At 63.2% G+C, this 22,612-nt stretch carries 21 protein-coding genes and 1 riboswitch; of the genes, 13 read left to right on the top strand and 8 right to left on the bottom strand.

All coding sequences use genetic code 11. The annotated features are described in order from the left end of the window. Positions 1–39: 39 nt before the first annotated feature. Positions 40–1,128 carry an L-cysteine desulfhydrase Cds1 gene (cds1, locus tag ABD884_RS05305; protein WP_345039158.1) on the top strand — a complete coding sequence of 363 codons (1,089 nt, stop codon included), beginning with the start codon at positions 40–42 and terminating at the stop codon, positions 1,126–1,128. 18 nt (positions 1,129–1,146) lie between these two features. Here the strand turns inward: cds1 and ABD884_RS05300 are convergent, their stop codons facing one another. Further along, entirely contained in the window at positions 1,147–1,803 is a 657-nt protein-coding gene (locus ABD884_RS05300; protein ID WP_345039154.1) for an MBL fold metallo-hydrolase, read from the bottom strand. Between the two features lie 108 nt (positions 1,804–1,911). Between ABD884_RS05300 and ABD884_RS05295 the strand changes: the two genes are divergently transcribed. Beyond that, complete coding sequence (locus tag ABD884_RS05295; protein WP_345039151.1) at positions 1,912–2,409, top strand: Fur family transcriptional regulator; 498 nt, start codon at positions 1,912–1,914, stop codon at positions 2,407–2,409. Here the strand turns inward: ABD884_RS05295 and ABD884_RS05290 are convergent. The 5 genes from ABD884_RS05290 to ABD884_RS05270 form a co-directional block, all read right to left on the bottom strand. After that, positions 2,406–3,323 carry a metal ABC transporter permease gene (locus ABD884_RS05290; RefSeq protein WP_051422871.1) on the bottom strand — a complete coding sequence of 306 codons (918 nt, stop codon included), beginning with the start codon at positions 3,321–3,323 and terminating at the stop codon, positions 2,406–2,408. The genes ABD884_RS05295 and ABD884_RS05290 overlap by 4 nt on opposite strands. Next, a complete protein-coding gene (locus ABD884_RS05285; RefSeq protein WP_345039135.1) occupies positions 3,324–4,139 on the bottom strand; it encodes a metal ABC transporter ATP-binding protein in 816 nt (271 codons plus the stop codon). A gap of 156 nt (positions 4,140–4,295) precedes the next feature. After that, positions 4,296–5,213 (bottom strand): metal ABC transporter solute-binding protein, Zn/Mn family, encoded by a 918-nt coding sequence (locus tag ABD884_RS05280; protein ID WP_345039130.1) that lies wholly within the window; start codon positions 5,211–5,213, stop codon positions 4,296–4,298. A 112-nt stretch (positions 5,214–5,325) separates the two neighbouring features. Then, entirely contained in the window at positions 5,326–6,393 is a 1,068-nt protein-coding gene (locus tag ABD884_RS05275; RefSeq protein ID WP_345039120.1) for a hemolysin family protein, read from the bottom strand. After that, positions 6,390–7,868 (bottom strand): hemolysin family protein, encoded by a 1,479-nt coding sequence (locus ABD884_RS05270; RefSeq protein WP_345039115.1) that lies wholly within the window; start codon positions 7,866–7,868, stop codon positions 6,390–6,392. The genes ABD884_RS05275 and ABD884_RS05270 overlap by 4 nt, the downstream gene beginning before the upstream one ends. A gap of 532 nt (positions 7,869–8,400) precedes the next feature. Here ABD884_RS05270 and ABD884_RS05265 point away from each other — a divergent pair. The 5 genes from ABD884_RS05265 to ABD884_RS26155 all read left to right on the top strand — a co-directional run bounded on the left by ABD884_RS05265 (position 8,401) and on the right by ABD884_RS26155 (position 14,716). Beyond that, positions 8,401–12,213, top strand: a complete 3,813-nt coding sequence (locus ABD884_RS05265) for a multifunctional oxoglutarate decarboxylase/oxoglutarate dehydrogenase thiamine pyrophosphate-binding subunit/dihydrolipoyllysine-residue succinyltransferase subunit (protein WP_345039108.1) — start codon at positions 8,401–8,403, stop codon at positions 12,211–12,213. Between the two features lie 143 nt (positions 12,214–12,356). Continuing rightward, positions 12,357–12,956, top strand: a complete 600-nt coding sequence (locus tag ABD884_RS05260) for a GDSL-type esterase/lipase family protein (protein ID WP_345039100.1) — start codon at positions 12,357–12,359, stop codon at positions 12,954–12,956. A 113-nt stretch (positions 12,957–13,069) separates the two neighbouring features. Beyond that, positions 13,070–13,918 (top strand): DUF4097 family beta strand repeat-containing protein, encoded by an 849-nt coding sequence (locus ABD884_RS05255; protein WP_345039095.1) that lies wholly within the window; start codon positions 13,070–13,072, stop codon positions 13,916–13,918. After that, positions 13,918–14,532: a PadR family transcriptional regulator gene (locus tag ABD884_RS05250; protein ID WP_345039091.1), complete on the top strand. Its 615-nt coding sequence runs from the start codon at positions 13,918–13,920 to the stop codon at positions 14,530–14,532. The genes ABD884_RS05255 and ABD884_RS05250 overlap by 1 nt, the downstream gene beginning before the upstream one ends. Before the next feature lie 109 nt (positions 14,533–14,641). After that, entirely contained in the window at positions 14,642–14,716 is a 75-nt protein-coding gene (locus tag ABD884_RS26155) for a 50S ribosomal protein bL37 (RefSeq protein ID WP_369299106.1), read from the top strand. 80 nt (positions 14,717–14,796) lie between these two features. Here ABD884_RS26155 and rsrA read toward each other — a convergent pair whose 3' ends face one another. Together rsrA and ABD884_RS05240 are read right to left on the bottom strand one after the other, a co-directional pair. Beyond that, positions 14,797–15,054, bottom strand: coding sequence for a mycothiol system anti-sigma-R factor (gene rsrA, locus ABD884_RS05245; RefSeq protein WP_028264789.1), 258 nt, complete (start codon positions 15,052–15,054; stop codon positions 14,797–14,799). Next, entirely contained in the window at positions 15,051–15,890 is an 840-nt protein-coding gene (locus ABD884_RS05240) for a sigma-70 family RNA polymerase sigma factor (protein ID WP_376954459.1), read from the bottom strand. The genes rsrA and ABD884_RS05240 overlap by 4 nt, the downstream gene beginning before the upstream one ends. Positions 15,891–16,102: 212 nt before the next feature. Here ABD884_RS05240 and ABD884_RS05235 point away from each other — a divergent pair, with 212 nt between their 5' ends. The 6 genes from ABD884_RS05235 (at position 16,103) to ABD884_RS05210 (ending at position 22,602) form a co-directional block, all read left to right on the top strand. Then, on the top strand, positions 16,103–16,618 hold the full coding sequence (locus ABD884_RS05235; RefSeq protein WP_345039082.1) for a DoxX family protein: 516 nt from the start codon (positions 16,103–16,105) through the stop codon (positions 16,616–16,618). Between the two features lie 6 nt (positions 16,619–16,624). Continuing rightward, positions 16,625–18,019 carry a 3-phosphoshikimate 1-carboxyvinyltransferase gene (gene aroA / locus ABD884_RS05230; RefSeq protein WP_345039077.1) on the top strand — a complete coding sequence of 465 codons (1,395 nt, stop codon included), beginning with the start codon at positions 16,625–16,627 and terminating at the stop codon, positions 18,017–18,019. Positions 18,020–18,021: 2 nt separating this feature from the next. Continuing rightward, positions 18,022–19,137, top strand: coding sequence for a ribosome small subunit-dependent GTPase A (gene rsgA / locus ABD884_RS05225; protein ID WP_345039066.1), 1,116 nt, complete (start codon positions 18,022–18,024; stop codon positions 19,135–19,137). Positions 19,138–19,247: 110 nt separating this feature from the next. After that, on the top strand, positions 19,248–20,060 hold the full coding sequence (gene hisN / locus ABD884_RS05220) for a histidinol-phosphatase (RefSeq protein ID WP_345039060.1): 813 nt from the start codon (positions 19,248–19,250) through the stop codon (positions 20,058–20,060). Positions 20,061–20,220: 160 nt separating this feature from the next. Then, a riboswitch (SAM riboswitch) is annotated at positions 20,221–20,333 on the top strand. 35 nt (positions 20,334–20,368) lie between these two features. Further along, entirely contained in the window at positions 20,369–21,775 is a 1,407-nt protein-coding gene (locus ABD884_RS05215) for an aminotransferase class V-fold PLP-dependent enzyme (protein ID WP_345039043.1), read from the top strand. 71 nt (positions 21,776–21,846) lie between these two features. Then, a complete protein-coding gene (locus ABD884_RS05210; protein ID WP_345054576.1) occupies positions 21,847–22,602 on the top strand; it encodes a class I SAM-dependent methyltransferase in 756 nt (251 codons plus the stop codon). The last annotated feature ends 10 nt before the right edge of the window (positions 22,603–22,612 follow it).

The raw sequence follows: 22,612 nt of genomic DNA, 5'->3' as shown, positions 1-22,612 counted from the left end.
CCTATCCTTGGCGGAAGGCGACGCCGGTAGGCTGGTTCGGTGAGCACTCTACGCAAGCAGGACCGAGCATGGGCCAGCGAGGCAATCCGACGGATCGAAGCCGAGAACAACCGTTCGGCGGACACGCACCTCTATGCCGTGCCGCTCCCCGAGCATTGGGGCGTCCAGCTCTACCTCAAGGACGAGTCCACACACCGCTCCGGCAGCCTCAAACATCGATTGGCCCGCTCACTCTTCCTTTATGGCCTGGTCAACGGCTGGATCGCGGACGGTACCACCATTGTGGAGGCTTCGAGCGGCAGCACCGCAGTCTCTGAAGCATACTTTGCCAGGCTCATCGGGCTTCCCTTCATCGCCGTGATGACCCGAACCACCAGCCCGGAAAAAATCGCCCTCATCGAAGAGTTCGGGGGCGCCTGCCTGCTGGTGGACCACGCCTCCGAGGTCTACGCCGTGGCGGAGGAGGTTGCCCGCACGTCCGGCGGTTACTATATGGACCAATTCACCTTCGCCGAGCGCGCTACCGATTGGCGGGGCAACAACAACATCGCGGAATCGATCTTTGAGCAACTCGCCCTCGAAGAGCATCCGATACCAGAATGGATCGTCGTGGGCGCCGGCACCGGCGGGACCAGTGCAACCATCGGCCGGTATCTGCGCTACCGCTGCCACAACACACGGCTGGCCGTGGTCGATCCCGAAAATTCCGCTTTCTATCCCGGTTGGCGCGACGGCGTATCGGACTACTCGACGGGCATGCCGTCCAGGATCGAAGGCATCGGACGCCCGCGCATGGAGCCCAGCTTTGTCCCGGCTGTCATCGACACCATGATCCAGGTTCCCGACGCCGCATCGGTGGCCGCCATGCGTCACTTGCGCCGGCTGGCCGGCCTGCATGCAGGGCCCTCGACGGGAACCAACCTGTGGGGCGTCTGCCAGTTGCTTTCAGACATGAGGGCCCAAGGAAAGCGCGGCAGCATTGTGTCGCTCATGTGCGACGCCGGCGATCGCTACGCGGGAAGCTACTACAACCCGGACTGGATTGCCGAGCGCGGCTTGGACCCTGCCCCTTACGAGGCTATCCTGGCCGATTTCTTCGAGACAGGCACGTGGCCAAGCAACAGGTAGAAGACCGGGCGGACTGAGCTAGACCTCCACCGATTCCCGTGGCGACAACCGCGCATAGCTCGTCCCGTACTTCGCACCAATCCGGGTCACGTGTCCTTCCACCAAACCGCGTCCGAATTCGTTGAGCAAGCCATCGTGCACCGGATAGGCCTTGGGTGCCCGGACCGAGATCACGAAGTCAACCACCTCACCCACCTTCGACCACGGCGCGTGAATCGGAACGAGGAGGGTCTTGACGTCAATGCCATCCGGGACAACAAAGGAATCCCCGGGGTGGAAGACGTTTTCGTCCACGAGGTAACCGATGTTGGCCACCACTGGAATCTGGGCGTGGATGAGGGCATGCTGCCCTCCGAAGGAACGTATCGCGAAGCCGCCCGTTTCAAAGGAAATGCCGGGTTCGACGGCGTGCACCCGGCTGCCGTCGTCGCCCGCCTTCGCGGCCAGCTGGGCCGCGACGCCCGCGGGTGCGTGCACCTGCAGTCCTGGGTTTCCCCTCAGCGCTTCGACGACGGCGTCTACGTCCACGTGGTCTGCGTGCTCGTGGGTGATCAGCACCGCGTGGGCGCCTGCCAGGGCTTCTCCGGACTCGGAAAAAGTGCCGGGGTCGATCACGAGGACCTGGTTGTCCTTTTGCAGGCGGACGCACGCATGGGTGAACTTGGTGAGCTTCATGCAGCCAGCCTAGGACCGAGCCTCCTGCGGTGTCCACGAACCGGTCGTTAAGCGTCCCGGCTGGTAATCTTGGTGTTTGCGAACATCCACATCGAAATGAGGCCACGAATGTCACACGGCGCCACTGCCGCCACGTCCGGGCCCGCACCCCAGCCGCTTCCGGCCGCGAAGGATCCTGCAGTCAAGGATCCTGCGATCAAGGAGCAGCGGGTCACCAAGCAGCGCCTGGCCGTCAGCGCGGCCTTGGACGAACTGGACGATTTCGTGAGTACCCAGGAGCTGTACAGGCTGCTCCAGAACAAGGGCGTTTCGGTGTCCCTGGCGACTGCCTACCGCATTCTGCAGTCGCTTGCCGACGACGGGCTCATCGACGTCCTTCGCAATTCCGACGGTGAAGCCGTCTACCGCCGCTGTGCCGTGACCGGCCACCACCATCACTTGCTGTGCCGCAATTGCGGCAAGGCCGTCGAGGTGGAGGCCCCGGCGGTCGAGACGTGGGCCGCTCGGGTAGCGGCCGAAAACGGCTACACCGAGGTGGCGCACACCGTGGAGATTTTCGGGCTCTGTCGCGAGTGCACTGCAAAGAAGGCTGCGGGCGAGCTCTAGCCGGCTACCGTCCGGTCTTCCATTGCTTGGCCGGTGGCGGCGTGGGGACGGACCACCCTGCCGTTGATTCCCTGTTTGGCGCGTATGTTGCCGATGATCCGGCACACCACATAAATCAGGAACGACAACGTGGTGACGTACGGGCTGATGGGAATCCTGCTGCCGAGCGCCAGGAGGATGCCACCCACCGTCGCCGTGATGGCAAAAAGCACGCTCAACAAGACCACGAGCCGCGGCGACGTGGTCACCCGCAGGGCGGCCGCGGCCGGGGTGATCAGGAGCGCCAGCACCAGGAGTGCGCCAACGATCTGGATGGACAAGGCGACGCTCACGCCAAGCAACACCATGAAGGCAATCGCCAAGCCACGGACAGGAACGCCCCTGGCCTCCGCCATCTCCGGGTCGACGCTGGCAAAGCTGAGCGGACGCCACATGGCAGCCAAGGCGATCATGACCACCACGGCTGTGCCCACGAGGGCTTGGAGCTGCACCGTGTCAACGGACACGATCTGACCGGTCAGGAGCCCGAACTTGTTGGCCGCCCGGCCTTGGTAGAGGGCCAGGAACAAGATGCCAAGGCCCAGCCCGAACGGCATGATGACGCCAATGATTGAGTTCTTTTCCCGCGCCTTGGCACCCATGAGTCCGAGCAGCAATGCGGCCGCAACGGATCCTGCGAGCGAACCGAAAATGATGTCCGCGCCGATCAGCAAGGCGAAAGAGGCACCGGCGAAGGACAGCTCCGAGATGCCGTGCACCGCGAAAGCGAGATCCCTTTTCATGACAAAGGTGCCGACGAGCCCGCCGAGGAGGCCAAGGACGGCTCCAGCCCACAGGGAATTCTGCACAAGAGCCAGCAATTCGCCGTAGTTTTCAAAGTTGAAGATGGTGTGCAGGATGCTGCCGAGATCCATTTAGTGGCCCTCCTCCACGCCGGCGTACGCGTCATCGTGATAGTGGGTGGTGGCGTCGGGAAGCCCGACGACGACGATCCTGCCGTTCGCGCGGATGACTTCCACATTGCTGTTGTACAGCTCCGAGAGGACTTCGGTCGTCATGACCTCCTGCGGTGTTCCCACCCGGAACCTACCGCCTGCGAGATAGAGGACACGGTCCACGTAGTCGATGACGGGGTTGATTTCATGGGTCACGAACACCACGGCGCTGTTCCGCTCGTGGCATTGCTGATTGATGAGGGAGCTGACCGCCTGCTGGTGGCGCAGGTCCAAAGACAGCAGCGGTTCATCACATAGCAAGAGTTCGGGTTCGGCGGCCAACGCCTGGGCAACACGGAGCCGCTGCTGCTCTCCGCCGGACAACTGGCCAAGCGGCACGCGGGCGTAGTCGCTCGCCCCCACCAGCTCCAGGAGAGCATCGACGCGGTCATTGACGGCTTTGGCATTGATCCGCAGGCCCCAGCGGTGGCCGTCGACGCCGAGGGCTACCAGATCCCTGGCCCGCAGGGGTATGTCCGAAGAAAACGACTTCTGCTGCGGAATGTAACCGATCTTTCGGCTGCCTCGTTCCACGGGTTGCCCACCCACAGTCACTGTCCCCGAGTGGAGCCGCTGCAAACCGAGGAGGACCTTGAGGAAACTGGTCTTGCCACTGCCGTTGGGACCGAGCACGGCGAAGAACTCACCCGCCTGGATGTCCACATCGAGGTCCTTCCAGAGGGCCCGCTGGCCAAACTGAAGGCCCGCACCGCGAAGGCTCACTACCGGTGTCAAAAAGAATCCTCGATCCGTGGGTTTTGCAAAGCTGTGTTGCTGTTGGCTTGCGCATGAATAGCACCCTGCACTTGGAACGCATAAGGCCCCGCAGCCGCCCTGTACATCTTAGGACGATTGCGGGGCCTATCAGCTGACAATCTTGCCAAATGCCGTTTACTTGTTGAGTGCTGCGGCAACGTTGTTGACGTTGTCCGTCATCCAGGCGAGGTAGTCCTTGCCTTCCGGAAGCGTCTCGGTGAAAGCGACCACGGGAACTCCGGCCGTGGCTGCGGCAGCCTTAAGCTTTTCCGTCTCCGGACTGGACGTCTGCTCGTTGTAGGCCAAGAACCGAACGGACTTCGAAGTCAGCAAGTCACTCGTTTCCTTGACTGCCGCCGGTGGAACGTCCGAGCCGACCTCGATGGCATGGCTAAAGGCTTCAGGAGTTTTGTTTTCCAGCCCGGCAGCGTCGAGCAGATAGCCCGGTACCGGTTCGGTGACGGCTACTGGAGCGGAACCCTTGGAAGACTTGATCTCAGCCAACTTGGTCTTGAGCGCGGTCAGGGAAGACTTGAACTTGTCCGCGTTGGCAGTGAAGGTCTTCGCCTCGGCGGAGTCCAGGCTCCCGAGCTTCGCAGCCACAGTATCGGCCACCTTGCCCATGGCGTCGAAGTCATACCAGACATGCTCGTTGAACCCTTCGGGCACCTTGGCGGAAGCGCCCGAGCCAGCCGTCGGAAGGAGTCCGGACACGTTGACGGCAGTGATGACTTTGTCGGCGGGGAGCTTGCTGTCATCGCTCAGCTTGCTGAAGAAATCGTCGTAACCTGCGCCGTTGTCAATCACCAGTCCGGCCTTGGATATGGCCAGCTTGTCCTGGGTGCTTGCCTCATAGGAGTGCGGATCCTGGCTCGTCTTGCTGATGATGGAGGTCACTGACACCTTGTCTCCTCCGACGCTCTTGGCGATATCGCCATAAACGCTGGTGGAGGCGACCACGTCAATCACCCCGGAGGGCGACGACGGCGCTGTCCCGGCAGGTGCGGCGCAGCCGGATAGCAGGACGGCAACTGCCGCGCATGCGGAAGGCACTGTGGCAAGGGAAAAACGGGCGGCAGCGTGACGCACGGGAAACCTCGGATCTACCGAATCAAACACAACAGGGAACTCAACGAGTGTACCCCTAAATGGGAATGATTCCTATTTAGGATTCCGATCCGCCAAAGCGTCGGATCCCCCTGGCTTGGGTGGCATCCCGGATCTCGCCAACGAGCTGCTCGATGACGTCCTCCAGGAACAACACCCCGAGTGTCGCGCCACCCGGGCCCACAACCCGGCCAAGATGCGAGCCGGTCCGCTGCATGACGGACATGGCATCTTCAATCTCGTCCTCCGGCGCAAGGTTCACGAGGGAACGGATCCGGCTTTCCGCAATCGGATAGCGACGTCCTTCCTCCGGGATGGAAAGCACGTCCTTGATGTGCAAATAACCCGTCAACTCGCCGTCCTCGTCCAACACCGGGAAACGGGAGTAGCCCGTGCGGCTCACTGCCTTCTCCAGTTCGCGCGGCGTGGATCCGGGCTTCATCATCACGAGCTTGTCCAGCGGCACCATGATGTGCGCCGCGGTGTGCTCGGAAAACTCCAAGGCGCCGCTCAGCAGGCCGGCATCGTCGTCCACCAATCCGTGACGCCTCGATTCCTGGACGATCGACTGCACCTCCTCAAGCGTGAAGGAGGAGGTCACCTCATCCTTCGGCTCGATCTTCATCAGGCGCAGAATGTGGTTGGCCAACCAGTTCAGCGTCCAGATAACCGGCTTCACGAACCTCGCGATATGGACCAGCGGAGGCGCCAGCAGCAATGCCGCCTTGTCTGCCACGGAAACCGAGATGTTCTTGGGGACCATTTCGCCAAACGTCACGTGGAGGAACGTGACCGCCAACAATGCAACCGCAAAAGCAATGACGTCCGCCAATTTACCGGGGACACCGAGGGTTTCCAACGGCGCACCCAGCAAATGGTGGATCGCAGGCTCGGCGACAAGGAGGATCAGCAGCGAACAAACGGTAATGCCAAGCTGGGCGCACGCCAGCATCAAAGAGACATTTTCCATAGCATGCAACGTGGTCTGGGCGCGCTTTGAACCGTCTTGGGCCAAGGGCTCAATCTGGCTGCGGCGCGCGGACATCACGGCAAACTCGGCACCGACAAAGAAGGCATTGCCGATCAACAGCACCACGAGCCACAAGATTCCTGCCCAGTCGCTCATGCTGCACGTCCTCTGCGGGCGGTTTTGGCTACCGGGTTGCCGACGGCGTCGCCTGCCGAGTTGCCGGCGCCCTTGCCTAACCGTTTGCTGGCTTGCTTGCGGCTTTGCCAGCCGGTCGATGCGCGCTCCGTAGTTCCCCCAGGGTCAGCACTTTCGTGATCCGCATCGCCGTCGGGCTCCGGCGCCGTGGGGTGGAAGCAAATGCGGTCGATCCGGCGGCCGTCCATCCGGGTGACGGCAAGGCTGCCACCGCCGGCCTCGACGATGTCGCCCACGACCGCGATCCGACCCAATTGGCTCATGACAAAACCACCCACGGTCTCGTAGGCGGGGTCATCAGGGACGGTCAGGCCGGGGATCTGCTCGCTCACCTCGTCCGGGCGCAAGAGTCCTGGGAAGTACCAGTCACCCGAAGCGCTTTGCAGCAATCCCGGCCGGACTTTGTCGTGCTCATCCGCCACTTCGCCGACGATTTCCTCCACCAAGTCCTCAAGGGTTGCGATCCCGGCGGTTCCGCCGTATTCATCAAGCACGACGGCGAGTTGCAGGTTGCCCTCGCGAAGTTCAAGGAGCAGGGAGTCAAGGTGGATGGTTTCGGGAACCCTCAGGACCTCGGACATGATGGCACCGGCCTGGAGCCTGCTCCGACGTTCCGACGGGACGGATACCGCCTTCTTGATATGGACCACGCCGCGGATGTCGTCCGCGGAATCGCCGATGATCGGGAAGCGTGAATACCCGGTACGCCGGGCAGCCTCGATAATGTCCGAGACGGACTGCTCGGCGTCGATGGTTTCCACGCGGATACGCGGTGTCATGACATCGGCCGCCGTACGGGCCGAAAATTTCAGGGTCCGTGCCACAAAGTTGGCCGTCCCGGCATCAAGGGTTCCGAGCTCCGCGGAACGGCGCACCAAGGAGGCAAGCTCGGATGGCGAGCGGGCGCCCGAGATCTCTTCTTTTGCTTCAAGTCCCACGAGGTTGAGCATCCTGTTGGAGAAGCCGTTGAGCACCATGATCGCCGGTTTGAAGACGGCCGTGAACACCAACTGCGGGCGTGCCAACGCCCTGCCCAACGGAAACGCCAAGGCTATGGCCATGTTTTTGGGGACCAGCTCGCCGATCAGCATCGACAACACGGTTGCGAAGGTCATGGCGAGGATGAGCGACAAGGACTGCGCGGCAGCCTCGGGCAGTCCGGCCCAGAGCAGCGGCCCGTGCAGCAAACGGCCAACGGAGGGCTCCATCACGAAGCCGGTCAATAACGTAGTGAGAGTGATCCCCAATTGGCAGCTTGATAGCTGCGTGGAAAGGGACTTCAAACATTTGAGCAGCGCCGCAGCGGCGGGATCGCCGCCGTCGACGGCTCTTTGGACTGTTGCTTGGTCGAGTGCCACGAGGGAAAACTCGACGGCGACAAAGAAGCCCGTGCCCAGAATCAGGAGCACGCCGGAGAGAAGGAGAAGCCACTCCACTAGAGACCACCGGCGGATGGCGCGGAGAGCTTGGGAAGCGGTCCCGGGAGGCCAAGGGCTGATTGACCCGGCGGGGGCTGGTCGGACGCAGCGGCTGAACGTTCCGCTGAACTGTCGGCCTGGAGCTCCGGGGTTTGATGGGCATGTGTACGGGCGTTGCCGGCTCGACGGGTGCGCTGCGAAGGGATCGCCAGATGGCTCCCCCTGCAGCTCCCAGGCCGGCACCTAGAATTACTGTCCATAAGAATCCCAGTCTACAGTCCGGCTGCCACCCTGCTTCACCCGCCCGCAACAAGGCCTGCACCCCCTTGGACCGGGGTAAGAAACCAGGAAGAAGGATCCCGCCAGGGTCCTGAAGCCGACCGGCGTCGTGATTGGCATGATTTAGGTCACCACTATTGGCAGATAGCTGCCGCCCGTCACTAGACTGGCTAGGGTCTGAGTTCGCGGGACCCAGACTCTGGCTCGCCTTGCACTTTGCATTTTCCCGGGCCAGCTGGAAATCAACACTCACGGAAGAGGCGTATTTCAAGTGCCAGAGAAGCCAAGCCACCGTCTACCCGAGGAATTTGGCGGAAACGAGTGGCTCGTTGACGAACTGTACGAGCGGTACCAGCAGGACAAGAATTCGGTCGACGCCAAGTGGTGGCCGCTTTTCGAGTCCTTCGACACCGCTGACGGCACTTCTTCCAACGGAACATCCGCAACCCCTGCGAACCCTCCCACTCGTGAACTTCCTGTCGTGGCACAGGCCGCAGCAACGGCAATGACGCCGGTTGCGCCCGTGGTTGCACCGGCAGCCGCTCCTGCCCCGGCCACGACTGTTCCGGCTGCTCCCGCAGCACCGGTCAAGAAGGCTCCGGCCACTGTCGCCAAGGACGGCGCACAGAAGCCGTCCGACGGCAGCCAGTCACAGCCGATCCCGGCACAGCTCCCCAAGAGCACCAAGGCACCCACTCCTCCGGAAGAGGACGTTGTCTCGGTCCTCCGCGGTCCCGCCAAGGCCATCGCTTCCAACATGGTCATGAGCCTCGAAGTTCCCACCGCCACCAGCGTCAGGGCCGTTCCCGCCAAGCTCCTGATCGACAACCGCGTCGTCATCAACTCCAACCTTGCCCGCGCCCGTGGCGGCAAGGTCTCCTTCACCCACCTCATTGGCTATGCTGTGGTCCGCGCTCTCTCCCAGTTCCCGTCGATGAACGTGTACTACGACGAAGTGGATGGCAAGCCCGTTGCCGTTCAGCCCGCTCACGTCAACTTCGGCATCGCCATTGACATGCCCAAGCCCGATGGCACCCGCCTCCTGATGGTCCCCAACATCAAGAAGGCCGAAACCATGAACTTCGCCGAGTTCTGGCACACCTACGAAGACCTCATCAAGCGCGCACGCAACGGCAAGCTCACGGCGGACGACCACGCCGGCACCACCGTCTCGCTGACGAACCCGGGCGGCATCGGCACCGTGCATTCCGTGCCACGCCTTTCCAAGGGCCAGGCTGCCATCATCGGCGTCGGCGCGCTCGACTACCCGGCCGAATGGCAAGGCGCGAGCGAGAAGATCATCGCCCAGAACGCCATCAGCAAGATCCTCACGCTGACGTCCACTTACGACCACCGCGTCATCCAGGGCGCCGGAAGCGGCGAGTTCCTCAAACTCGTCCACCAGCTCCTCCTCGGCGCCCAGAACTTCTACGATGAGATCTTCGAAGCGCTCCGCATTCCCTACGAGCCCGTCCGTTGGAGCCCCGACCTCCAGGTCGACCCCGCTGACGAGATCAACAAGGTTGCCCGCATCCAGCAGTTGATCCACTCGTACCGGGTCCGCGGCCACCTCATGGCAGATACGAACCCCCTTGAGTACGTGCAGCGCAAGCACCCGGACCTCGACGTCCTGACGTATGGCCTCACCCTGTGGGACTTGGACCGCGAGTGGCCCACCGGCGGTTTCGGCGGAAAGCCGATGCTCAAGTTCCGCGACATCCTGGGCGTTCTTCGCGATGCCTACTGCCGCACCACGGGCATTGAGTACATGCACATCCAAGAGCCTGAAGAACGCAAGTGGTTTCAGGACCAGGTGGAGCACCCCTACTCGAAGCCGAGCCGCGAAGAGCAGCTTCGCATCGTTTCCAAGCTCAACGCTGCGGAGGCCTTCGAAACCTTCCTGCAGACGAAGTTCGTAGGTCAGAAACGCTTCTCCCTCGAAGGCGGCGAATCCCTGATTCCGCTGCTGGACACCATCATTTCCGACGCGGCCGACGACGGACTCGACGAAGTCGCGATCGGCATGGCCCACCGTGGCCGCCTCAACGTGCTCACGAACATTGCTGGCAAGACATACGCCCAGGTGTTCCGGGAGTTCGAAGGCACCCAGGACCCCCGCTCCGTGCAGGGCTCGGGCGACGTCAAGTACCACCTCGGCACCGAGGGCACGTTCACCTCGGACAACGGCAACGAGACCAAGGTCTACCTCGCCGCAAACCCGTCCCACCTTGAAGCGGTGGACTCCGTCCTTGAAGGCATCGTCCGTGCCAAGCAGGATCGGCTGGACCAGGGCGAAGCGTTCCCCGTGCTGCCCATCATGGTTCACGGTGACGCTGCCTTTGCCGGCCAGGGCGTGGTGGCCGAAACGCTCAACTTGTCCCAGCTGCGCGGTTACCGCACCGGTGGAACCATCCACATCATCGTGAACAACCAGGTCGGCTTCACCACCGCGCCGTCGTCCTCGCGCTCTTCGACATACTCCACCGACGTAGCCAAGATGATCCAGGCCCCCATCTTCCATGTGAACGGTGACGACCCCGAGGCCGTAGTGCGCATCGCGCAGTTGGCCTACGAGTTCCGTCAGCGCTTCCACAAGGACGTCATTGTCGACATGGTGTGCTACCGCCGCCGTGGACACAACGAGGGCGACGACCCCTCGATGACGCAGCCCCTCATGTACAACCTGATCGAAGCAAAACGCTCCGTCCGCAAGCTCTACACGGAATCCCTCATCGGCCGTGGCGACATCACCGAGGACGAAGCCGAGCAGTTGTTGCGCGACTACCAGGAACGCCTGGAGCGGGTATTCGCGGAGACCCACGCCGCGCAGACGTCGCCCATCCCGATCATCACGGCAGACTCTGCTGCGGTCTCGGACATCGAGCGTCCCATTGCCCAGCAGGCGGACGTCGGCACCAACGCCCCGGCCACTACGGCCATTTCGGCAGAAAAGCTCCAGAAGATCGGCCAGGCACACCTCGATATTCCGGAAGGTTTCACGGTCCACTCCAAGCTCAAGCAGCTCCTTGAAAAGCGCGAGCAGATGTCCCGCGAAGGCGGTATTGATTGGGGCTTCGGCGAGATCGCGGCCTTCGGTTCGCTCGTCATGGAAGGCGTCCCTGTCCGCCTCGCCGGCCAGGATTCCCGCCGTGGCACATTCGTGCAGCGCCACGCCGTCTTCCACGACCGCGCGAACGGCAGCGAATGGATGCCGCTGGGCAACCTGAGCGACAAGCAGGCCAAGCTGTGGATCTACGACTCACTGCTGTCCGAATACGCAGCCATGGGCTTCGAATACGGCTATTCCGTGGAACGCCCGGATGCCTTGGTCTTGTGGGAAGCCCAGTTCGGTGACTTCGTCAACGGAGCACAGACCATCATTGACGAATTCATTTCCTCGGCCGAGCAGAAGTGGGGCCAGCGTTCCTCGCTCGTGCTCATGCTTCCGCACGGCTACGAAGGCCAGGGACCGGACCACTCGTCCGCCCGCATCGAGCGTTTCCTGCAGCTTTGTGCCGAAGACAACATGATCGTGGCCAACCCGACCACGGCTGCCTCGCACTTCCACTTGCTGCGCCGCCAGGCCTACAGCCGTCCCCGCAAGCCGCTCATCGTCTTCACCCCGAAGCAGCTTCTGCGCCTCAAGGCTGCAGCTTCGGCGGTGGAGGACTTCACCACGGGTGGGTTCAAGCCGGTCATCGGCGAGCACGAGCCCCTTCAGGGCCAGAACGTGGATCGCGTGATCCTGGTTTCCGGGCGCCTCTACTACGACCTGCTGTCGAACCGCCAGAAAACCGGCGACGCTTCGACGGCGATCATCCGGCTGGAGCAGCTGTACCCCTTGCCCCAGGCCCAGATCGAGGCGGAACTGGCCAAGTATCCGAATGCCGACATCGTCTGGGCGCAGGACGAACCCGCCAACCAGGGTCCGTGGCCGTTCATCGGCCTGAACCTGCCGCAGGCACTGGAGCGCAAGGTCCGTCTCGTTTCGCGTCCAGCTTCGGCCTCCACGGCGGCCGGTTCCATGAAGCGTCACAGCGCCGAACAGGCTGCCTTGCTCAAGCAGGCATTCGAACGCAAGTAAACCCTCACATAAGAAGGCTGTCCGGCTGGAGGTTCAATACCCGTTTCCAGCCGGGCAGTTCTGTTTAATGGAACAGGTGTCCGGCAATCCTGCCGCCGGCCGGGCACAGTGCAAGAACCGCAACGTTTGGTGAAGAGGTAACTGTGGAAGACAGGAAGCTGCGCATCGCAGCTGTTGGTGATGAACTGCTCGCCGGGCTCGGTGACCCCAGGGCACTGGGTTGGCTCGGAAGGGTTCTCGCCCGTACTCCCCAAGACGCCGTTCTGGTGGAGTGCTACTCTCTTCCCTGCCCGATGGAGGGCACCGAGGGCCTGGCGGGGCGTTGGCTCGACGAAGCCGGACGTCGTTTCAGCAATCTCCACGAGAACCGCCTCGTCATCGGATTGTCCGGCCGGGACGTCGAGTTCGGCGTATCCACCGCGCGGAGCCGCCTCAATCTGGCCAATATCCTGGACGGGGCTTCCCAAAGCAACATCGAAGTGTTCGTCGTCGGTCCGCCACCTAGGTTGGACCCGGCCCAGAACCGCCGGATCGCCGAGCTTAATGCCGCATTCGCCGACGTGACCACCCGCCGCAACCACCAGTACGTGGATACGTTCTCGCCCTTGCTCAACCACGAGCAGTGGCGCACCGACCTTGCAGCGAACGGTGGCACCCCTGGGCAGGCGGGCTACGGACTCATGGCGTGGCTTGTGTTGCACCGCGGTTGGTTCCTGTGGCTGAGGATCGCCCAGCCGGAATAGGCCCGGACAAACAGCTCTCCCAACGCAGGAACGCTTGCCAAACCGCAAGTCACGATATATCGTCAGTTCATAAACGCGATATATCGCAACATTTGTGCATTGTTGGAGGGGTCATGTCAGAAGAAAACTGGACCATCACCGGCCCGCAGACGATCGACGTCGACGGCGTCCGCTCGCTCAAGCTGGGCATCGTCAAGGGCCGCTTCGACGTCGTCACCCATGACGAGCCGATCACCAGGATCGAAGTCTCGGAACTCGACGGTGATCCGCTGAGCGTCACCCTCGTTGACGGCCGTCTCGAGGTGCGCCACCAACTGCACGGCGCACAGGGCTGGTTCCGCAGCCTGATGGGGACCGTCAACAACACCAGCGCCAACACGATCGTCATCAGCATTGCCCTGCCGGCCGGCGTCGACGTCGAAGCGGGAACCGTGAGTGGCGACGGCATGGTGTCGGGCGTCAATGGACGCATCCGCCTCAACACCGTATCCGGGTCCGTGCTTGCGGACGGCACGCACGGCGAGCTTCACGTCAATACCGTCAGCGGCGAGGTGATCGCCCGGAACCACGACGGCGTCATGACCGCCAAGAGCGTCTCGGGCGAGGTCACGGCTTCGGGCCGCTTCAGGAACATCCGGGCCAACACCGTGAGCGGCGACCTGAGCTTCGACCTCCACGGCTACACGCAGGACTTCGGAGCCAATTCGGTTTCGGGCGACCTCACCATCCGCCTGCCCCACGACCTCGGCGTGGATATCGTGGCCAAATCGGCCAGCGGCACCGTGATGATCGATGATCAGCTCTTCGCACAGCCAGGCGGCAAGGTCCAGACCATCGCGGGTCCGGACGAGCAGCTGATGGTGGTGCGCGCAAATTCCGTCTCGGGCAAGATCTGCATCATCCACGGCAGCGCACCGGCGCCCGGGGCAGCGCGCTCAGTCCCCGGGGAGAAGGCCTTCTAATGCCGCCCGTCTTTGCCCACGGCGCCCTCCGGCTCTATCTGCTGGCACTCCTGGAATCGGGCCCCAAGCACGGCTACGAGCTCATCAAGGCCCTTGGCGAACGCTTCGGCGGGACGTACTCCCCCAGTGCCGGAACCATCTATCCGCGCCTCGGCAAACTTGAGGACGAAGGGCTGGTTGCCACCAGCAGCGATGGACGACGCACCAACTACTCCATCACTGCGGCAGGGCTGGCCGAGCTCAACAGTCGGCGGCAGGAACTGGCCGAGGTCGAAGACAACATTTCTGCCTCCGTCCGGCGGTTAGCCGACAATCTCCGCGAGGACATCCGCAGCAACATGCGTGGCCTACGCGCGGACCTGGCCGCAACCGCGGAGGCTGCGCGCGCCAATGCGAAGACCTCGGAATTCCAGTCGTGGGCGCGAAGCTACTCGCCAGAGGGGCAACGCATCCTCAAGGAGGCCGAGCTGATGGTCCAATCCTTCCGTAACGACCTCCGCATCGAGTTGCGGCAGCACGCGGGCTCCAAAGCCTTGACTCCGGTCGCCCTTGAAACCGTGCGCACCGTCCTGGACCAAGCCAGGATCTCCATCCTGAATTCCCTCAGGGACTGAGCACGAATTTCCGCGCGGGCCGAGTCCCGCGCGGTTCGCGAGGTGGCCCCCGGATGTGGGAGACTGGAGGGCAGCTTTATTGAGTATCAAGAATCTAAGGAGGCCAGCTATGAGCAAGCGTGCACGTAAGCGTCGTGACCGTAAGCGCGGCGGCGCAAACCACGGCAAGCGTCCCAACACCTAAGCCAGCGGCTTAGCGTAAGACTTAATGCGGAGGGCCCCGGAAACCATCAGGTTTCCGGGGCCCTTGCCGTTCCAGACTCTTTAGACGTCCACGGACTTCATCGCGTGGATCCTGTCAAGGATCGAGTTCTTGAGATTCTCAGGAGCAGCCTCCGTGCAGGAGCGCTTGACCACAGTGCGGATGACGCACTCAAGGTCGTATTGCTCGGTGCACTCCGGGCAGTCTTCCAGATGCACTTTGATTTCTGCGATGTCCTCGCGCGTCAACGCACCATCGAGGTACTCATAGATACGCTGCATCCGAGCATCGTCGCAGTCGCCCAATCCTTGGCAGCTCATTTCCTTTTCTCCTGTTTTTTGCTTGCGGCCGCGCCCACGGCCAAAGCCTTTTCATCGGCGCCGGCGCTGATTCCCCGTTCTGCAGCGTAGTCCGCCAGCAGATCGCGCAACATTTTCCTGCCGCGGTGGAGCCGGGACATGACCGTCCCGATCGGGGTGTTCATAATGTCTGATATCTCTTTGTATGCGAAGCCCTCAACGTCGGCGAAGTACACCGCTAGCCGGAATTCTTCCGGTATGGACTGCAGGGCGCTCTTCACGTCCGAGTCCGGCAGATGATCGAGCGCCTCCGCCTCGGCAGAGCGGAGCCCCGCGGACGTATGGGATTCGGCCCGCGCCAACTGCCAGTCTTCGATCGTGTCCGAGTTCGATTGCAGCGGTTCGCGTTGCCGCTTCCGGTAGAGGTTGATGTAGGTGTTCGTCAGGATGCGGTACAGCCACGCCTTGAGATTGGTACCCGGCTTGTACTGGTGGAATGCCGAAAAAGCCTTGGTATAGGCTTCCTGGACCAGGTCCTCCGCGTCGGACGGATTCCTGGCCATGCGCATGGCGGCCGAATACAGCTGGTCGACATACTGCATGGCGTCGCGCTCGAAGCGCGCCCTCCGCTGCTCGGGGGTCTCGTTTGCAAAGTCAACGGCAATCTCGACGTCGGCCTCAACGGCTGCGTCGTCAACGGACGTTGTGTCCGCGACTTCCGTCGCTGCTTTATACATGGCCGCTGCGGCCGGATCCATGGTGCTCATTGCATCCAAGTCTACTGTCACCCGCCGGGAGTTCACCGGCAGCCCCCGCCCGGGCGCAAGCTGTTCCTCGCGGTCCTTAACCAGGGTCAAAAAACCAACTCCGCTCCACTTGTGTCACAGGCGCGCCCGACACACACCTCAACCAAAGGTCCAGCCCTTACCGCACCCTCTTTTCACAACCGCAGGCTCCGGGCAAATATTCCGCAAAGATGCAACACTAGAACCGACTGCACCCCGTGAACCCCGCACCACTTGAACGCAGCACCACCTGACCATTGTGGCAAGCCATCCAGGAGGCAAATATGTCCCTCGTCCGTTTTCTCGCCAGGCCAATGTTGGCGTCCAGCTTTGTCGTCGCCGGGCTGGACAAGCTCAAGAATGCGGATGACACTGCCCAGCAGCTTTCTCCGCTGCTGCGCCGCGCCGCTCAGTCGCTGCCTTTCCCTGCTGACGAAAAGTTGCTTGCACGAGTCATCGGCGGCACGCAGGTAGGCGCCGGTGCGCTGCTGGCCCTCGGCAAGTGCTCCCGGTTCTCGGCCACGCTGCTTGCCGGGATCTCGGTCCTCAACGCCTTTGTTGAATGGCGTTCCGCGGACATCAGCACCAAGGAAGGCCGCCTCGGCCGCCGCGCCCAGTTGCTCAAGAACATTTCCTTGACAGGCGGCGTTCTTCTTGCCGCCGTCGACACTGCGGGCAAACCCAGCCTCGCATGGCGCGCCGAGCACCTCGCCATGGACGCCAAGAAGGCCACGGGAAAGCAGATCAAGAAAACAGACCGGGCCGTCCGCAAGGCCGTAGACAACGCAGTTGGAGCATAAGGAAGCATGCCAGGAACCCCCGCCACGCAGACAGCCGATTCGGGCAGCAGCCCCGCCTCCACGCCCCCTCTGTGGAGGGCGCCTTTCGCGAACCGCCCGGTAGATGCCACGGTCACGGTTCCTGGTTCGAAGTCGCTGACTAACCGCTATCTCGTCTTGGCGGCCTTGGCCAACGGGCCGTCCAGGCTGCGGGCACCCCTGCACTCCAGGGACTCGGCGCTCATGGTCGCGGCCCTGCGCCAGCTCGGCGCCACGGTTACGGAGGTTCCCGGCGATGGCCAGTACGGCCCGGATCTTGAAGTAACTCCCATCGATCCGGCGATCGCCGCGTCAGAGACGGCCATCGACTGCGGCCTTGCCGGCACGGTCATGCGCTTCGTGCCGCCCCTTGCTGCGCTCCGCAACGGCGCTACGGTATTCGACGGCGATCCGCACGCCCGGAACCGTCCCATGGGCACCATCATCGAAGCCCTCCGAACACTCGGAGTGGGAGTCAGCGGTGTGGACGGGCAAACGGCGAACTCCCTGCCGTTCAAGGTTTCCGGTACTGGCTCTGTTCGTGGTGGCCACTTGGTGATCGATGCGAGCGCCTCTTCGCAGTTCGTCTCCGCACTACTGCTGGTGGGTGCCCGCTTCGACGAGGGCCTTCACCTTGAGCATGTCGGCAAGCCCGTACCCAGCCTCGACCACATCAGCATGACAGTGTCCGTCCTGCGCGGCGTGGGTGTGCAGGTTGACGACTCCGTGCCGAACCATTGGCGCGTGTCCCCGGGCACCATTCAAGCCTTCGATCAAAGGATCGAACAGGATCTCTCCAATGCCGGCCCGTTTCTGGCTGCGGCGTTGGCCACCAAGGGGACCATCCGCATCCCCAACTGGCCAACGAATACCACTCAGGTCGGCGATCTCTGGCGGAACATTCTTGCCGCTATGGGCGCCGTTGTCACGTTGGATAACGGCACGCTGACAGTCAAGGGTGGTTCCGACATCCTGGGCGGGGACTTCGACGAAACCAGTGAGCTTGCCCCCACGGTTGCGGCATTGTGCGCTCTCGCGTCGGGGCCCTCCCGGCTCACCGGCATCGCGCATCTGCGCGGACACGAAACGGACAGGCTCGCCGCACTCGTTGCCGAAATCAACCGGCTGGGCGGTGACGCCGAGGAAACCAGTGACGGCTTGGTGATCCGTCCCGCAACACTGCATGCCGGCGTCGTGCACAGCTACGCCGACCACCGGATGGCGACGGCCGGCGCCATCCTGGGGCTCGCCGTCGACGGTGTCCAGGTTGAAGACATCGCGACCACGTCCAAGACCATGCCCGAATTTCCGCAAATCTGGGCATCGATGCTCAGTGGTGGCCAAGCGGCCGCGGACACTGGTTCAACGGAGACAAGCAACTGACGATGGCTCGCGACGCAAGCTCCTGGGATGAATCCGATGTACGGATCCGCCCCAACAAGAAGGGCTCACGCCCCCGCACGAAGGATCGCCCCAGCCACGACGACGCCGTGATCGGACGCATCGTTACGGTCGACCGCGGCCGTTACACCGCGATAGTAGGCGAAAGCTCGGACAATGAGCGCATCATCATTGCGGCCCGTGCCCGGGAACTCCGGCGCTCCCCGGTGGTTCCCGGAGACTTCGTGGCACTCGTCGGCGACGTGTCCGGGGCACCGGACACCCTCGCCCGCCTCGTGCGCGTCGAAGAGCGAAAAACCCTCCTGCGGCGAAGCGCCGATGACACGGACCCGATCGAACGGGCAGTGGTCGCGAATGCAGACCAGCTCGTAGTGGTGGTTGCGTCCGCCAACCCGGAACCGCGGACCGGATTTATCGACCGCGCCCTAGTAGCGGCGTACGACGCCGGAATCGAACCGCTGCTGCTCGTCACCAAAGCGGACGTAAAGGATCCGACAGAACTGCTCTCCAACTACGTGAGCCTGGGTTTCCCCATCATCATCAGCCGGACGGCGGACGCAGGCGCCTCCGGCATCGATGCACGATCCGACGACGGTTTGTCCGCCCGCCTCGATGGCGACGCCGTCGGCCAGTTGCGGCACTACCTCGACGGGAAGGTCACCGTACTGCTCGGCCATTCCGGCGTCGGGAAGTCCACCATGGTGAATGCCCTCACCGGGGCCGAGCGCGCCACCGGCGGGGTCAACGCCGTGACGGGTCGCGGACGGCACACCTCGTCCTCTGCGCTTGCACTGAAGCTCAGCGACGCCCCTGGCGGCAGTTGGATCATCGATACTCCCGGCATCCGTTCCTTCGGCCTGGCCCACGTGAACCCGGACCGCATCCTGCATGCCTTCCCGGATCTGGAACCCGGAACGGAAATGTGCGAGCGAGGCTGTAAACACGATGCCGCCGCCGTTCGTTGCGGACTGGATTCCTGGGTGGCTGATGGCCATGCCGGCGAGTCGGGCGCCGCGCGCCTCGCGTCGTTGCGCCGGCTCCTCGGTGCAGACCCGCGCATGGAAGCCCAAGAGGCGAAGGAGCTGGGCACTGTTAATTAGCAGCACTTTCAATTAACAGCACGGTCAACTAACAGCGGGGTCGACTGACTGTGCGCCCCTTGGCGTCCTACCTCCCCGTTTCACCTGCGAATAGACGGTAGTTTGGAACCATGACCCAACCCGATTCGAGCTACAACGACGACCTGCGGCTGGCCCATGTACTGGCCGACTCCGTCGATTCCCTGACCATGGAACGGTTCAAGGCACTGGACCTCAAGGTGGAGACCAAACCCGACCTGAGCCCGGTCACCGATGCCGACAAAGCCGCCGAGGAAGCAATCCGCGGGCAGCTCTCCCGTTCCCGCCCCCGCGACGCCGTTCTCGGGGAAGAATTCGGCAGCACCGGCCACGGCTCGCGGCGTTGGATCATCGATCCTATCGATGGGACCAAGAACTTTGTGCGTGGCGTTCCCGTCTGGGCAACGCTGATCGCCCTCGTGGATGAGGGAGAGGTCGTGGTGGGGCTCGTCAGCGCTCCCGCACTCGGCAAGCGTTGGTGGGCAGCCAAGGGCTCCGGCGCCTACATGGGCCGTTCGCTTGCCGCGGCCACCCGACTGAAGGTTTCCAACGTGTCGCGGCTTGAAGACGCTTCGCTTTCCTATTCGGAGCTCTCCGAATGGAAGGAGCGCGGTTCGCTGGACAACTTCCTTGGCCTTGAGAACGACGTCTGGCGCAGCCGCGCGTACGGCGACTTCTGGTCCTACTGCCTGGTGGCCGAGGGTGCCGTGGATATCGCCGCCGAGCCGGAACTTCAGATCTACGATATGGCGGCACTGGTCCCGATCGTGACCGAAGCCGGGGGGCGCTTCACGTCCCTGGACGGCGCGGACGGCCCGTTCGGCGGAAACGCCGTTGCCACCAACTCGATCCTGCACTCAGAGGTCCTCAAGAGGCTCAACCCGGAACTCGACGACCTCTTCTGAAGTAGTCTTCTCACTGAACAAACGACGGCGGACGCCACCTTTTCGGGGCGTCCGCCGCTTTTTCTTCGACAAAAGGCACTCTTTCCGGTTTTGTAACAATCGGCTTAACAATCGCCGGTCACATTGGAACCAGCTCTGCAGGTGTCCTACGCTCTTTACAGGTCACGAGTGCCAGCGCGAAACCCCGGTTTGCTGGCCGGCAACCCTCCATCGCGGCGGGGTGCCCCGGGTGACGACCCGGCCGGTCCGGAACGGATACGGCAAGCGCGGACCCCCTGTACGCAGGGGTCCCTCTTGAGTGAGGTCCCATGAGCACAGCCACATTTACATCTCCCGCCATCCCCCAGCAGTATGGCGTATCCCCGCATCCGGCGTCGCGCCCGTTGGCCGCCGTTACCGGCGCGGAACTGCAGGCCCCCCTGATCCAAGGCGGACACATCCGCTACGCCAACCTCGACTACGGCGCCTCGACACCTGCCCTGACCGTTGTTTCCGCCTACCTAAACGAAATCCTCCCGTACTACGCGAGTGTCCACCGCGGCGCAGGCTACGCCTCCCAGATCAGCACTTCTGTCTACGAGAACGCCCGCAACATCGTCCGTGACTTCGTTGGCGGGCGCTCGGACGATTCCGTGATCTTCACCCGCAACACCACCGATTCCCTCAATCTCCTGGCCGGTTGCCTGCCCCTCGAGGACGGCCGGCACGCCGGCGAAGTCCTCTACTTGGACATCGAACACCACGCCAATCTGCTGCCATGGCAAAGGGTCCCCCACCGCAGCATCATTGCGGCGGGAACTTTGACCGAAACCGTAGCCAATGTCCGAACGGCCCTTTCCCAGGGTGGTGTCAGCCTCTTGGCGGTCACCGGCGCCTCGAACGTGACCGGCGAGATCCTCCCCATCAAGACTCTCGCTGCCCTCGCCCACGAATTCGGGGCCAGGATCGTGGTGGACGCGGCGCAGCTCGCCCCCCACCGCCGAATCGACATCGCTGCCGCGGATGTTGACTACCTGGCTTTCTCGGGGCACAAACTCTACGCGCCGTTCGGTGCAGGGGTGTTGGTTGGCCGTCCTGATTGGCTCGACGCCGGAACGCCGCACCTGGCTGGAGGCGGGGCCGTCCGCGAAGCACGCCTTGATTCCGTCAGCTGGGCCACGGGGCCGGCCAGGCACGAGGGCGGTTCGCCGAACGTGCTCGGCGCGGCCACGCTTGCCCGGGCCACGCAGGTCATTGCCGGCCTCGACCATGACGAATGGCACGCCCATGAAGCGGCCATCCGCTCGCACCTTGTTGAGGGCCTCAGGGAAATCGACGGCGTGACCGTGCATCAAATCTTTAGCGACACTCCTCCCCAGGACACCATCGGCGTGGTGAACTTCTCGCTCCAGGGCTACGACGCCGGCCTGGTGGCCGCCTATCTTGCTGCCGAGCACGGGATCGGCCTGCGGGACGGTCGTTTTTGCGCGCATCCGCTGCTCAAGCGTCTCGGACTTCCCTCCGGTTCGCTGCGGGCGAGTTTCGGCGTGGGTTCGCGGCTGGAAGACGCAACCCGGCTTATCGCAGGCATCCAGTCCCTCAAATCCAACGGCCTCGGCTGGGACTACGTCGTGGACTCCGGCCGTTGGGTCCCCGCAAACGACCACCGCAGCTACCCGGAGTGGGCCCCCAACACTCCTGGGACCGCAGGGGCAGCACCCTGCAGCACCGACTGATTGCGGTAGATTCGTAGGGTATTTTTCACGCCCTCAGAAGGAGTCCCTGCGTGGCCCCGCGACCCAAAGGCATGTCAGCCGGCCCCAAGCTCCATGACGAACGGCGCCTTGAACTCGGTCAGAGTTTCCAGGACGGCGGAGAACACTATGACCGGGTCCGGCCCGGCTACCCTGCGGATTCGGCCGACTGGCCCCTGCCGGAAGGCGCACGGGACGCAGCCGATCTGGGCGCCGGCACCGGAAAGTTCACGGCGCTGCTCCTCGAGCGCGGGCTGGCCGTCTCCGCAGTGGACCCGTCCACTGACATGCTCACGCAACTACGCAAAACGTTTCCACAAGTGCTCGCTCTGGAGGGAACGGCCGAAGCAACTGGACTGGCGGATTCAGCATTCGACGTCGTCTGCGTTGCCCAGGCCTGGCACTGGTGCGATCCCCTCGCGGCCAGCACCGAGATCGCCCGGATCCTGCGCCCCGCCGGGGTGATCGGCTTGATCTGGAACCAGTTGGACACTTCGGCGCCCTGGGTCCACCGTTTGTCCCGCATCATGCATGCCGGCGATGTCCACAAACCGGGCTTCCGGCCTGTGGTGGGGCCGGAGTTCGCCGGCCTCGAAAGTCACATGACGCAGTGGGAGGATCCCGTGACCCCGGCCGATATCCTGGAACTGGCGAAATCGCGCAGCTACTACCTGAGGGCAAATGATGCCACCCGGGCCAAGGTCATGGGGAATCTCCACTGGTATCTCTTCGAACACCTGGGCCACGCCGAGCGCGAGCTCATCCCCCTGCCCTATCTCACGCAGAGCTGGCGCGCCCGGAAGGCCTGAGCCCGCCGGT

Source organism: Arthrobacter methylotrophus, assembly GCF_039539965.1.
Classification (GTDB): domain Bacteria; phylum Actinomycetota; class Actinomycetes; order Actinomycetales; family Micrococcaceae; genus Arthrobacter; species Arthrobacter methylotrophus.
This window is presented reverse-complemented; position numbering and strand designations above follow the sequence as displayed.

Excerpts from the sequence above, each read along its gene's own strand:
- ABD884_RS05235 (WP_345039082.1), top strand. The coding sequence starts at position 16,103 with ATGTCCCTCGTCCGTTTTCTCGCCAGGCCAATGTTGGCGTCCAGCTTT.
- ABD884_RS05275 (WP_345039120.1), bottom strand. The coding sequence starts at position 6,393 with ATGAGCGACTGGGCAGGAATCTTGTGGCTCGTGGTGCTGTTGATCGGC.
- rsrA (WP_028264789.1), bottom strand. The coding sequence starts at position 15,054 with ATGAGCTGCCAAGGATTGGGCGACTGCGACGATGCTCGGATGCAGCGT.
- rsgA (WP_345039066.1), top strand. The coding sequence starts at position 18,022 with ATGGCTCGCGACGCAAGCTCCTGGGATGAATCCGATGTACGGATCCGC.
- ABD884_RS05250 (WP_345039091.1), top strand. The coding sequence starts at position 13,918 with ATGCCGCCCGTCTTTGCCCACGGCGCCCTCCGGCTCTATCTGCTGGCA.
- ABD884_RS05215 (WP_345039043.1), top strand. The coding sequence starts at position 20,369 with ATGAGCACAGCCACATTTACATCTCCCGCCATCCCCCAGCAGTATGGC.
- ABD884_RS05290 (WP_051422871.1), bottom strand. The coding sequence starts at position 3,323 with ATGGATCTCGGCAGCATCCTGCACACCATCTTCAACTTTGAAAACTAC.
- ABD884_RS05210 (WP_345054576.1), top strand. The coding sequence starts at position 21,847 with ATGTCAGCCGGCCCCAAGCTCCATGACGAACGGCGCCTTGAACTCGGT.
- hisN (WP_345039060.1), top strand. The coding sequence starts at position 19,248 with ATGACCCAACCCGATTCGAGCTACAACGACGACCTGCGGCTGGCCCAT.
- ABD884_RS05300 (WP_345039154.1), bottom strand. The coding sequence starts at position 1,803 with ATGAAGCTCACCAAGTTCACCCATGCGTGCGTCCGCCTGCAAAAGGAC.
- ABD884_RS05295 (WP_345039151.1), top strand. The coding sequence starts at position 1,912 with ATGTCACACGGCGCCACTGCCGCCACGTCCGGGCCCGCACCCCAGCCG.
- ABD884_RS05255 (WP_345039095.1), top strand. The coding sequence starts at position 13,070 with ATGTCAGAAGAAAACTGGACCATCACCGGCCCGCAGACGATCGACGTC.
- aroA (WP_345039077.1), top strand. The coding sequence starts at position 16,625 with ATGCCAGGAACCCCCGCCACGCAGACAGCCGATTCGGGCAGCAGCCCC.